We start from the raw sequence: 11,537 nt of genomic DNA, 5'->3' as shown, positions 1-11,537 counted from the left end.
TCCGCTTCAGGCACACGCTTTCCGCGGGGAGGAAGCTGATGGTTATTTTCACTATCGTGAAAAAACCTACCTCCTCGGCTTCGCCTGCGGGGTCTTACGATTCCCTCTATCTCCCGCAGGAGTCGAGTGCCTTCCGCTCCAATCAACTCAATGTTTTAACAGAGCTATCCAAATAGCACAATCTTACGAATAGAGCCTAAATTAACAATGTATTACCTAGTAGATTAAAATGAGGTTGTCCCAAAAGTAAACTATTCATGACTTTTGGGACAGCCTCTTTAATTATTTATTCAAGCAAAAAAGCTGCATCCTCATATAGTACTTCCCACGAATCTATAAGTGAAGAACGGGATAGTGGTAATAAAATGGTACCCTTTTGTTTTCCTTTACTTTTCGTATACATAGAGAATTCAACAACAGCATCCGTTACAAGTAATTCATTTGTATGATGAGGTAGTGTGATCGTTTTTATTTTTATTGTTTCTATATCTTTACGAAATATATTTAACTTTTGGTTTTTCTCCCACTTAGTCGTAGAAGTTGTTAAAGAAAGGATGGAAAGATCGTGCTGATTCAAACCTTCAACGAAAACACGAACAAGTTCAGTTGCCTTTAAATTAGCTACATACTCGTCTAGAAGTCCCGCGGCTTTCAAAACCATTAGCTTGTGAGAATAATCCATTTCATCCGTTTTATGCAATTTACTACCTTGGAAGTGAATACAAAAATGACCTGGGAAATTATTTTGTAGTGCTCCAGCTCCGTGTGGCATTCCGTGCATAGAGGCCGGGATTAAAAAATCTCCTGTTTGTACAAGTATTGCTCGTCTCTTCCAACTCCATTTACCTCCATATATTGATTTCATTATTTTTGTATCTTCGCTCGTTAAAGGCTGTACATCTGTATGATGACTTCCTGCTCTTCTTTGCACTCGAAAATTTTTCCCCGTTTCCATATCAATAACAGTGAATGTACTGTACTTCGGTAATAAAGAATTTGCAACATCCCATTCGACTAATTCAATATCAAAACTAATATGAGGTGTTGAATGAGCAGAAACATAATTAGAAAACATGAAAGAACAGATCAAAAACGTGATTGTATAAATTACTTTCAAGCATCTCACCCTTTAATTCATTAGAAATTCTGCATAAAGATAAGTGTCTCCAAAATGAGAAATATCTATGTAGGCTATAGTTCTATATGATTTTGGTTATGTTACATAAGAAGAAAGGAGATGATGTTTTGCAAAAGGATGATAAAAAAGTAAAGCTGAGTTACGAATCGGACGGAAAAATGGGCAAAGAAAATAACCATGACTCGAAGCATGCTAACCAAAAGAATGAAAATGAGTTCTTTAATATTACACAAGGTAGTGAATAAAGGGCATAATTGCCCTTTTTATATGGGGCTCATTATTCTATATTAATTGCTAATAGTATTCATGTATAATAGATTCATAGAATCAATATTGAAAAGAAAAGTGGTATCCATATGCATAAGAAACCCTTTAATTTTAATGATTACAATACTGAATTAATATTTTCCTTATTAAGATGGATATTCTTAATTGGTGCAATCTTTTTATTTTATTTTCCGCCACTTGCTAGTGAATTAAATTATAGTTTACACACCTTTAACGCATTGCTAGTGGTTGGTTTTATTTATATGGCTGTCACACAACTAGCGCTTCACTTTTTGTCTGATAATAAACGTGTATTTAGCTTTTTAACAAAAGCGGGTGTAGTGTTTGATTTTATTGCGTTTATTTGGTTGTTATTACTTCAGGAGGAGTAGAGAGCCTGCTATTCCCAATTGCTTATTTGATCGTTATGCATGCAACAATTTATTGGCGTATTGTCGGCGCTATCATTTCTATCTCGTCTGTCGTAGTTAGCTATACAGTTATACTTTTATTTGATTATGCTTCGATCACAGCGATGATGTTAATACATTTTATCTTGAATATGAGCTTTTTACTTATATTAGGGATGTTCGGTGCCCTTATCGTCTATCGTGAGAGAAAACATCAATCTGAGAAAAATACATACAAAACGTTGGTGAAAAAGGACTTTTTGACGAACCTATATAATCATAGACATTTTCAAGAGCATTTAGTTGAATGCAACAAAAAAGGCACACCTTTAACTCTTGCGATGTTGGATATTGACTATTTTAAAAAAATTAACGATACATTTGGTCATGTGGTAGGGGATATGGTGTTAAAAAAAGTAGGAGAAATCCTGGTAAACATCATTCCAATTGGGAAAGGAGTTCCATTTCGATATGGTGGAGAAGAGTTTGCTTTATTGTTTTATACATCAGAGGTTGAGGAAGTCAAATCTTATATATCAACATTAAATAAAATGATGAATGAGACTACATTTGAATTCGAAAATGCAGCTTTCCCCATCACAATTAGCATCGGTGTTTGCTGTGTGAAAGATCCAATGAAATCAAATAATCAATTCGTTAAGGTTGCGGATTCTTTATTGTATAAAGCGAAAAAACTAGGTAGAAATCAAACCGTATTTGATGACGGAACAATTTTGAAAAACGATGAAATGATGTGAATTTCTTAATTAAGCAGAATGTTTGTGAGGTTATTTTTAATGAAAAAATTAGTTTTTGCAACGTGGTTCGGTACTTCATTAAGTACATTGTTTATAACTTCATATTCTACTTTTGTATTGCAGGAAGCGTTAACGAAGGAGTCAATTTATACTCTTATTGCAATTATTGTAGCTTATTTACCATATTTTCTTGTTCATCAATATGTTAGTAAAAGTTGGAAAAAACTTTTGTTTCTGTTGACGACTACTTGTGTAATTGCGAGTATATTTTACTTAGCACCGTACATTGGGCACGTTATTTTTTATATCATTCCGATTTATGCTGTACTATTTAAAGAGAAGATCTATTTTATTTTTGCATTTTTTATTTCCCTTATTGGTTATACTACCGTACTAGTCTTACAACCATTTATCTCTTTTTACCCATTATATGAGTTTATTCAATTACTTGCATTTATCACTTATACTGTCATTTTATACTATGTTTCAACTGTGTCAGCTAAACAAGAAAAATTAAATTCAATGTATACGAAAACGATGGAAGCACTTGTTTTAGCCATTGAAGCAAAAGATGATTATACGAGAGGACACTCAACGAGAGTTTCAGAGTATAGTATGATACTAGGAACTTACTTGGAAAACAATGGTTTTCAAGTTGATTTAGAAGTACTACGCATTAGCTCTTTATTACATGATATAGGTAAAGTTAATATTCCAATTGACATTTTACAGAAGAAAGGGAAGTTGACAGAGAAAGAATATGAAGAGATCAAAAAACATCCTACATTTGGTGCTGAGATCGCAATTAGCTTAGAATTCCCAGAGGAAATAACCGAGCCTATTTTGTATCATCATGAGCGAATGGATGGAAAAGGGTATCCACATGGACTAAAAGGTGAAAGTATTCCGTTACTTGCTAGAATAATTTCAATTGCGGACACGTTCGACGCCCTTACAACTAATCGATCGTATCGAAATGCGTTTGCAATTGATGAGGCGAAGGAGATTATTATTGATAACAGCGGTACTCAATTTGATGATGAATTGATCCCTTACTTTATTGAGTGTTTTCCATCATTAAGATCAAGAGCAGAGCAGTTGATTGAATTAGAACGGCAATTAACGATTGCTATGGTTGAGTAATGAAAATAGGTATGAGAAAAAGGCGCATGCTCGTGTGCCTTTTTTTCTATTAGTAGACCTTTTTGGGGTAGTACTACTATTTCTCTTCTTTAGTGACAATATCGAACTCTTTAATACCTAGGATTAGTATGGAATTTGTCTACAACGTGTTCTTGAATCGTTATTGATGACAGTGTCTGTTCACCTTTCATCTTCCGAAAGTTGTAGAAACGTATTTGGGCGTCAGGATGAACCTTCTTAATTTTATCAATCTTCGTACTTTTTTACTTTTAAGATAATAAGTTTTGGGATTAAAGGAAAATATTTCTATAAATTAGATGCGAAAAACGTTATGATAGTGGTATAGGTATATATCCCTATAGGGAGAGTGGAAGAATGGGAAAAAGTAATATTGTTTTAGGTTTGACCTTAATATTGATGGGAATTTTATTTTCACTACAATCACTAGGTGTAATTGATAATTTTTGGAGTGCATTTTGGCCAATGTTCTTACTTATTCCCGGAGTAATCTTTCACGTCGCATTTTTTATTAGTGGGGCTAAAAAGCATCTCGCTGGACTATTAGTACCAGGTGGGATTTTATTAGTTATCGGATTGCTATTTGTTTTTGAAAGTATGACGTCATGGCAATTCTCTCATTTCACATGGCCGGTCTATATGTATGCTGTGTCATTTGGTTTATTCGAATTGTATATTTTTGGTGGGAGAAAGAGAGGGCTATTAATACCTGTTGGAATTTTAGCGACTGTTGCAACAATATTCTTAGTGAATGCATTACTAAGCTTTCAGTTATTTAATTTATGGCCATTGATCTTAATTGCTGTTGGTATATACGTAATGACTGGTCAAAATCGTTCAAAGCAAGGATAATTTTTTCACTATACCTTTCATACATAACTTTCTTTATTTCCGAAAAGATAGTAAAGAAGTATAGTGGAAAGGAGTGAAAGTATGACACAGTCAAAACGACAAAAGGAACGTCAATTCAGAGCAAGAAAAGAAGCTCAAAATCCTCATGGTAAAGTTGATTCCTTTAAAGAGTTAGGAGAAGGCGTTGAAGGTAAGAATAACGAGAATAGATAACCACAATACCACAGGTAAACTGTGGTATTTTTTTTTATGGTATGTCAGGCTAGTTGTAGAGAAGTTTGTTAGAAACCCTGTAGACTATCGTATAGGTACTCAGAAACAAGAAGATAGTACCTGGGAAATCGTATTTTTTATTACAGGGGACTAGATATGAGGAAAGTGCGATTCAGTTTTATGAATTGCACTTTTTTTTGAGAGCTGTGTTAAAGTTCTATTGTATTTTTTGCAGTAGTTGATTATATAAAAGGCGAGTGACTTCAACATAGTCTTTGAAGAATTAATGATGCCCACATTTGTAATTCTTGTAGCTAGTCAAGGGTTTAAAAATGGTTGGATATATCAATATACTGCCAATCTATGCTATAATATCCCGAGTAGAATTAGAATGGAGGATACAAATACATGATCGCAGTTCAAAATGTAGGGTTACGTTACGGTGACCGTAAGCTATTTGAAGATGTTAACATAAAATTTACACCAGGAAATTGCTATGGTTTAATTGGAGCAAATGGAGCGGGTAAATCAACGTTTTTAAAAATTTTATCAGGAGAAATTGAGCCTCAAGTTGGTGAAGTAGTTATTAAGCCAGGTGAGCGTCTTGCTGTTCTAAAGCAAAATCACTTTGAGTATGAAGAGTTCGAAGTAATCGAAACAGTTATTAAAGGTCATGCGCGTTTATATGAAGTAATGAAGGAAAAAGACGCGATATACATGAAGGAAGACTTTACAGATGAAGATGGAATGAAAGCTGCTGAGCTTGAAGGTGAATTTGCTGAACTAAATGGTTGGGAAGCAGAATCTGAAGCAGCGATTCTTTTAAAGGGATTAGGCATTGGAGAAGATCTTCATCATAAAAAAATGGCAGACTTATCTGGTTCTGATAAAGTAAAGGTTCTATTAGCGCAAGCGTTATTTGGTAAGCCTGATATTCTATTACTGGACGAGCCTACGAACCATTTAGACATTGGGGCAATTCGTTGGTTAGAGGACTTTTTAATTAACTTTGAAAATACAGTTATTGTCGTATCCCATGACCGTCACTTTTTAAATATCGTATGTACTCATATTGCCGACCTAGACTTTGGTAAAATTCAAGTTTATGTAGGTAACTATGATTTCTGGTATGAGTCTAGTCAATTAGCTTCAAGAATGGCTTCAGACGCTAACAAGAAGAAAGAAGAGAAGATAAAAGAATTACAAGCGTTTATTGCACGTTTTAGTGCGAATGCTTCTAAATCGAAGCAAGCAACTTCTCGTAAAAAATTATTAGATAAAATAGAATTAGATGATATTAGACCTTCTTCAAGAAAGTACCCATTTGTTGGATTTTCTCAGGATAGAGAAGTCGGAAATGACTTGCTTCGTGTTGAAGGAATTACAAAGACAATTGATGGAGTTAAAGTATTAGATAATGTAAGCTTCATTGTAAATAAAGCTGATAAAATTGCCTTTGTTGGAAGAGATGAAATTGCAAAAACTACATTATTTAAAATCTTAATGGGTGAGCTTGAGGCTGATAGTGGAACCTATAAATGGGGAGTTACAACTAGCCAGGCGTATTTCCCAAAAGATAACTCCGAGTACTTCGAGAATTGTGATTTAAATCTTGTAGACTGGTTGCGTCAATATTCACCGAACGATCAAACGGAAAGCTTTTTACGTGGATTCCTTGGTAGAATGTTATTCTCTGGTGAGGAAGTAATGAAAAAAGCTAGCGTTCTTTCTGGGGGAGAAAAAGTTCGTTGTATGCTATCAAAGATGATGCTAACAGGTGCGAACGTTCTATTATTAGACGAGCCTACGAACCACTTAGATTTGGAGTCCATTACAGCGTTAAACAACGGACTTACTAGCTTTAAAGGTACGATGTTATTTACATCCCATGACCATCAGTTTGTTCAAACAGTTGCGAACCGTATTATTGAGATTACACCAAACGGAATTGTTGACAAGCAATGTACGTATGATGAGTATTTAGAGAACACGGAGCTTCAGAAGCAAGTTGAAGCGTTATATACAGTTTAATATATTGAGGCGTAAATCCTGCTTTAGGATTTGCGCTTTTTTATGTGGTGGTAAGATTTTTCCAGGAGATAGAAGGTCGTCCGAAAAAAAACAAATTTCGTCCGAATATTTGCAAAGTCGTCCAAATTCTCTGTAACATTCACACCAAACAGAAAAATATTGTTAAAAATATACAGTTTCAATTATAATAAAGCTAATTAATAGATTAGGAGGAATACAAATGTCAATCACAACATTCTTATCATCAAGAGCAGGAGTAGCTATAGAGGGGTTACGTAACGCCTAATAGATTAAATTTAAGTGTTGTATGAAGTAGATCCCTGTTTAACTCTCCTGCTTTTTTAATCGGTTATTTTATTTCGACTAAAAGTAGGGGGAACTATTGTTTATGAACAAAAACACGCTAGGTGCGTACAACTCAAGAATTTTATTTTGGATTCACTTTTTTGGAACAATGAGCTTTATACAACCAGTTGTAACACTTTTTTACTTTGAACGAGGAATTACTGAAACAGACCTCGTAATAATAATGATGTGTTGGAGTGGAGCCGTTTTACTTGGAGAAGTTCCAACTGGAATATTTGCCGATAAATTTGGAGCAAAGCGTTCTTTTTTAGTAGGCTCGTTCGTTCAAATGATTAGTGTAGGCTTACTTATTTTTGCGGTAGAGCCTTGGATGTTTTTTTTAGCTAGCTTTTTAAACGGCTTTTCAGCTACGTTTTTCTCGGGAGCTGATGAAGCGTTATTATATGAATCATTAAAGCTATCAAAAGACGAAGATAAGATGGATCAAGTAATGGGTAACATTCAATCTGCTACATTCTTAACGATGATTGGTACGGTTTTACTTGGCTCGTTTTTAGCAAAGGACCTAGAGGATTCACAATTTGTATTGTTATTAGTTCTAGGTGTAATTTGTCAATTCGTTCAATTATTACTCGTGTTATTAGTTAAGGAACCAGCTAAGATGGATTCCTTTCGTGAAAATCCGTTCCAGCATATTGGGGAAGGTATTCGCGTGATTAGGAAGGCACCACAGTTATTATGGATGTTTTTAAATGTAACAATTGTCTTTATTCCTGCTGGGGCGATTTTTGATAACTTTGACCAACTTGTATTAACGAACGCAGGAATACCTGTTGTATTCATAGGAGTACTGTATTCTATTGCTGCTTTAATTGGATTCATTGCATCACGTTCTATAGGTTGGATGACGAAGAAGTTTTCAGCGGTGTTACTATTGTATGGGACTGGAGGATTAGCTGTTATTAGTTTAATAGTGATCAGTCAATTCGCTACGACTCTTTGGGTTGTTTTGGCAGGGTTCTTTATTCTTCGCTTTGTCCGAGCGATTAGATATCCAATTTATTCTAAACTAAGCAATGAATACATCCCATCACACGTAAGAGCAACAACGATTTCGTTACTATCTGTACTAGATTCTGTCTTTGATCTCATTATCATGGGTACAGTAGCAGGTATTGCAGGGCTTGGTTTACCTACTATACTATTCATGTGTGGTGCAATTGCTTTAGTTGGTACACTTCTACCAATCCGAAAAGCAGCACATGTCGAAATTCAAAACGAAGCAGTGTACAAACAAAGTTAAATAGAAGCCCAAAAGGTCTAGCATTTCGAGCTAGACCTTTTTTAGTGCTTTAAAGGAATGGGGGACAGGCCCCCATTCCTTTAAAGTGTTAAAGTGATCAAGAGGAGAAGATTTTTTCCTTGTCGAATATTGTTTTTGTGTTATAGTTAGTAAGTATGAATTGAAAATATAATGATTGTTTAGTGTGAATACACGAAACGAGAGGTTCGCGAACTCCCTCTATAAAAAACTATGACCAAAACGATATCGTGGATATGGTTTTATTCCGTTTTGGCTTAGTTTAGAGATAGGTGGTCGCTCGTTTCTTTGTTATATAAAGAAAGGAGCTTTTTTTTATGAAAAAAGAAAAAGCAGTTGTTGTTTTTAGTGGTGGTCAAGATAGTACAACGTGTTTATTTTGGGCGCTGAAGAATTTTGATGAAGTAGAAGCTGTTACATTCAATTACAATCAAAAGCATAAATTAGAAATAGAAGTTGCTTCGGAAATTGCAAAGGAGCTAAATGTTAAGCACACCGTTTTAGATATGTCATTGTTAAACCAGCTTGCACCGAATGCGTTAACGCGCGATGACATTAATATTGAACATAAAGAAGGCGAATTACCTTCAACATTTGTAGATGGTAGAAATTTATTGTTCCTTTCTTTTGCGGGTGTTTTAGCAAAACAGGTAGGCGCAAGGCATATTATCACTGGAGTTTGTGAAACGGACTTTAGTGGTTATCCTGATTGTCGTGACGTGTTCATTAAATCATTGAACGTCACACTTAATCTTTCTATGGATTTTCCATTTGTTATCCATACACCGTTAATGTGGATTAATAAAGCAGAAACATGGGGCTTAGCTGATGAATTGGGAGCTCTTGATTATGTGAGGGAAAAAACATTAACGTGCTACAACGGTGTCATTGCGGACGGTTGCGGTGAATGCCCTGCCTGTCATTTACGTAAGCGTGGATTAGATGATTATTTAGCTCAAAAGGAGGAGAAATAACATGTTACAACAGTTTTATCCTCAGGTTTTTCATCCATATACGTATGAGCTTAATAAAGATATGCATTTTGCTGCAGCCCATTTCGTACCTCATGAATCAGCAGGAAGCTGCCAAGAACTTCACGGGCATACGTATTTCGTCAACATTACCGTTGCTGGTGATGAGCTAAATGAATCAGGATTTCTTGTGAATTTTCAGGACCTGAAGAATATTGTTCATAAACGTTATGACCATTCTTTATTAAATAACCAAAACGATGATTTTAATGATAAGAACTCAAATGATTTTCCGACTACAGAAGTAGTTGCTCGAAAAATTTATGAAAACATTCAATCACACCTAGACACACTGCAAAACCAACCTAAATGTTTGCAAGTGTTAGTGCGTGAAACACCGACAAGTTATGTTGTGTACCGTCCGAAAGCGAGTGGGAAAAATCTTGAGTAAAACTATACCAGTATTAGAGATATTCGGACCTACAATTCAAGGTGAGGGTAGCGTAATCGGTGTAAAAACAATGTTTGTTCGTACAGCGGGTTGTGATTATTCCTGCAGTTGGTGTGATTCAGCTTTTACATGGGATGGGTCTGCCAAAGAGGATATTAACCAAATGACTGCAGAGGAAATATGGGATCAGTTAAAAGAACTTGGTGAAGATAAATTTTCTCACGTAACCATTTCAGGTGGAAATCCTGCGTTACTTAAAAACTTAGGTGATCTTGTTTCCTTATTACATGAAAACGGGATAAGAATTGGTGTGGAAACACAAGGATCTAAATGGCAAGATTGGCTTCCTCTAATTCAGGACATAACGATTTCTCCTAAGCCACCTAGCTCAGGGATGAATACAAATTATGAAATATTAGATAGTATTGTAAGCAGATTAAAGCTAAGCAATGATTCTACTGTTTCATTAAAGGTAGTTGTGTTTAATGATGAAGATTTCGACTATGCTGTACACATTCATAAGAGGTACCCAGCTGTTCCTTTTTACTTACAAGTAGGAAACGACAACGTATCAGGCACTGAAACACAGTCCATTGTTGAGTCTTTATTAATGAAATATGAATGGCTTATTAATAAAGCGATAGAGTCTAGCGATATGAATGATATACGAGTATTGCCTCAACTTCATACACTTGTATGGGGAAACAAACGAGGAGTATAAAATAATAGATTGGTAGGGTGAATAAAATGAGTGGAAGAAATGAACTAGAACTAGAAGGCGTAACTTTATTGGGTAATCAAGGAACAAAGTATTTATTTGAATATTCTCCTGAAGTATTAGAAAGCTTTGAAAACAAACACCCAAACCGTGATTACTTTGTAAAGTTCAACTGCCCTGAGTTTACAAGTCTTTGTCCAAAAACAAATCAACCAGATTTTGCTACCATTTATATCAGCTACATTCCAGATAAGCTAATGGTAGAGAGTAAGTCATTAAAATTATATTTATTTAGTTTCAGAAATCATGGCGATTTCCATGAGGACTGCATGAACATTATCATGAATGACTTAATTCAACTAATGGATCCACGTTACATTGAAGTATGGGGGAAATTCACACCACGTGGTGGAATTTCTATTGATCCGTATACAAACTATGGAAAACCAGGCACAAAATACGAACAAATGGCTGAATATCGCCTAATGAATCACGACCTATACCCAGAAACAGTAGACAACAGATAAATAAATAATAGAACAGCCATTACTTACCTAGTCAGTAATGGCTGTTTTTTTAGTGCTTTAAAGGAGTGGGGGAAAGGCCCCCACTCCTTTAACGTGTTAAAGTGTGATAGCAAAATAAAAAGTAGGAACACTTTGCTGTTCCTACTTTGGGTTAGTTTTCTTTGAGAGCACCAATAACTTTGTAGTTTTTATGGTTAACTACGGTGCGACGTTCTAATTCTAGGTCTTCGAAGTTATCCATATAAGTTAGGTCAACGATGACGGAGTTTTCATTTACTTTTTCTACAATACCTTGTAGGCCATTTTTAAATTCGATAATATCTCCAAGTGCTGCAATTTTCAAAACTACCTCTCCTCCCGATACCTTATTATTCAAGTCTGCATGAATAATGTCGAATCGTAAAGTGTTTTTT

14 protein-coding genes and 1 riboswitch are annotated in these 11,537 nt (G+C 35.2%); of the genes, 12 read left to right on the top strand and 2 right to left on the bottom strand.

All coding sequences use genetic code 11. The features are described from left to right. Positions 1-286: 286 nt before the first annotated feature. Entirely contained in the window at positions 287-1,117 is an 831-nt protein-coding gene (locus JR050_RS07885; RefSeq protein WP_204202972.1) for a hypothetical protein, read from the bottom strand. Between the two features lie 128 nt (positions 1,118-1,245). Between JR050_RS07885 and JR050_RS07880 the strand changes: the two genes are divergently transcribed. From JR050_RS07880 to queF, 12 genes are all read left to right on the top strand, one after another. Continuing rightward, a complete protein-coding gene (locus JR050_RS07880; protein ID WP_204202971.1) occupies positions 1,246-1,383 on the top strand; it encodes a hypothetical protein in 138 nt (45 codons plus the stop codon). Positions 1,384-1,494: 111 nt separating this feature from the next. Further along, positions 1,495-1,797, top strand: coding sequence for a hypothetical protein (locus tag JR050_RS07875; RefSeq protein WP_204202970.1), 303 nt, complete (start codon positions 1,495-1,497; stop codon positions 1,795-1,797). A 35-nt stretch (positions 1,798-1,832) separates the two neighbouring features. After that, positions 1,833-2,573, top strand: a complete 741-nt coding sequence (locus JR050_RS07870; protein ID WP_204202969.1) for a GGDEF domain-containing protein — start codon at positions 1,833-1,835, stop codon at positions 2,571-2,573. Positions 2,574-2,612: 39 nt separating this feature from the next. Next, positions 2,613-3,716, top strand: a complete 1,104-nt coding sequence (locus tag JR050_RS07865; RefSeq protein ID WP_204202968.1) for an HD-GYP domain-containing protein — start codon at positions 2,613-2,615, stop codon at positions 3,714-3,716. Between the two features lie 375 nt (positions 3,717-4,091). Beyond that, positions 4,092-4,586, top strand: coding sequence for a LiaI-LiaF-like domain-containing protein (locus tag JR050_RS07860; RefSeq protein ID WP_204202967.1), 495 nt, complete (start codon positions 4,092-4,094; stop codon positions 4,584-4,586). 81 nt (positions 4,587-4,667) lie between these two features. Further along, positions 4,668-4,799: a DUF6254 family protein gene (locus tag JR050_RS20285; RefSeq protein ID WP_239454200.1), complete on the top strand. Its 132-nt coding sequence runs from the start codon at positions 4,668-4,670 to the stop codon at positions 4,797-4,799. 408 nt (positions 4,800-5,207) lie between these two features. Further along, positions 5,208-6,830: an ABC-F family ATP-binding cassette domain-containing protein gene (locus JR050_RS07855; RefSeq protein ID WP_204202966.1), complete on the top strand. Its 1,623-nt coding sequence runs from the start codon at positions 5,208-5,210 to the stop codon at positions 6,828-6,830. Between the two features lie 388 nt (positions 6,831-7,218). Beyond that, positions 7,219-8,439 (top strand): MFS transporter, encoded by a 1,221-nt coding sequence (locus JR050_RS07850; RefSeq protein WP_204202965.1) that lies wholly within the window; start codon positions 7,219-7,221, stop codon positions 8,437-8,439. Between the two features lie 195 nt (positions 8,440-8,634). Further along, positions 8,635-8,678: riboswitch (PreQ1 riboswitch) on the top strand. A 96-nt stretch (positions 8,679-8,774) separates the two neighbouring features. Then, positions 8,775-9,431 carry a 7-cyano-7-deazaguanine synthase QueC gene (gene queC / locus JR050_RS07845; RefSeq protein ID WP_204202964.1) on the top strand — a complete coding sequence of 219 codons (657 nt, stop codon included), beginning with the start codon at positions 8,775-8,777 and terminating at the stop codon, positions 9,429-9,431. A gap of 1 nt (position 9,432) precedes the next feature. Then, positions 9,433-9,879: a 6-carboxytetrahydropterin synthase QueD gene (gene queD, locus JR050_RS07840; RefSeq protein ID WP_204202963.1), complete on the top strand. Its 447-nt coding sequence runs from the start codon at positions 9,433-9,435 to the stop codon at positions 9,877-9,879. Continuing rightward, positions 9,872-10,600: a 7-carboxy-7-deazaguanine synthase QueE gene (gene queE / locus JR050_RS07835; protein ID WP_239454199.1), complete on the top strand. Its 729-nt coding sequence runs from the start codon at positions 9,872-9,874 to the stop codon at positions 10,598-10,600. The genes queD and queE overlap by 8 nt, the downstream gene beginning before the upstream one ends. Positions 10,601-10,626: 26 nt before the next feature. Beyond that, complete coding sequence (gene queF, locus JR050_RS07830) at positions 10,627-11,124, top strand: preQ(1) synthase (protein WP_204202962.1); 498 nt, start codon at positions 10,627-10,629, stop codon at positions 11,122-11,124. 151 nt (positions 11,125-11,275) lie between these two features. Here queF and JR050_RS07825 read toward each other — a convergent pair whose 3' ends face one another. After that, complete coding sequence (locus JR050_RS07825) at positions 11,276-11,467, bottom strand: YkvS family protein (protein WP_204202961.1); 192 nt, start codon at positions 11,465-11,467, stop codon at positions 11,276-11,278. Positions 11,468-11,537 lie beyond the last annotated feature (70 nt).

This window comes from Bacillus suaedaesalsae (assembly GCF_016890225.1).
Taxonomy (GTDB): domain Bacteria; phylum Bacillota; class Bacilli; order Bacillales; family SA4; genus Bacillus_BS; species Bacillus_BS suaedaesalsae.
The sequence above is the reverse complement of the archived record's forward strand: the minus strand, read 5'-3'. Positions and strand labels throughout refer to the sequence as shown.

Bases quoted from the DNA above. Each gene is read 5' to 3' on its own strand.
- JR050_RS07875 (WP_204202970.1), top strand. From the start codon at position 1,495: ATGCATAAGAAACCCTTTAATTTTAATGATTACAATACTGAATTAATA.
- JR050_RS07870 (WP_204202969.1), top strand. From the start codon at position 1,833: ATGCATGCAACAATTTATTGGCGTATTGTCGGCGCTATCATTTCTATC.
- JR050_RS07865 (WP_204202968.1), top strand. From the start codon at position 2,613: ATGAAAAAATTAGTTTTTGCAACGTGGTTCGGTACTTCATTAAGTACA.
- JR050_RS07860 (WP_204202967.1), top strand. From the start codon at position 4,092: ATGGGAAAAAGTAATATTGTTTTAGGTTTGACCTTAATATTGATGGGA.
- JR050_RS20285 (WP_239454200.1), top strand. From the start codon at position 4,668: ATGACACAGTCAAAACGACAAAAGGAACGTCAATTCAGAGCAAGAAAA.
- JR050_RS07855 (WP_204202966.1), top strand. From the start codon at position 5,208: ATGATCGCAGTTCAAAATGTAGGGTTACGTTACGGTGACCGTAAGCTA.
- JR050_RS07850 (WP_204202965.1), top strand. From the start codon at position 7,219: ATGAACAAAAACACGCTAGGTGCGTACAACTCAAGAATTTTATTTTGG.
- queC (WP_204202964.1), top strand. From the start codon at position 8,775: ATGAAAAAAGAAAAAGCAGTTGTTGTTTTTAGTGGTGGTCAAGATAGT.
- queD (WP_204202963.1), top strand. From the start codon at position 9,433: ATGTTACAACAGTTTTATCCTCAGGTTTTTCATCCATATACGTATGAG.
- queF (WP_204202962.1), top strand. From the start codon at position 10,627: ATGAGTGGAAGAAATGAACTAGAACTAGAAGGCGTAACTTTATTGGGT.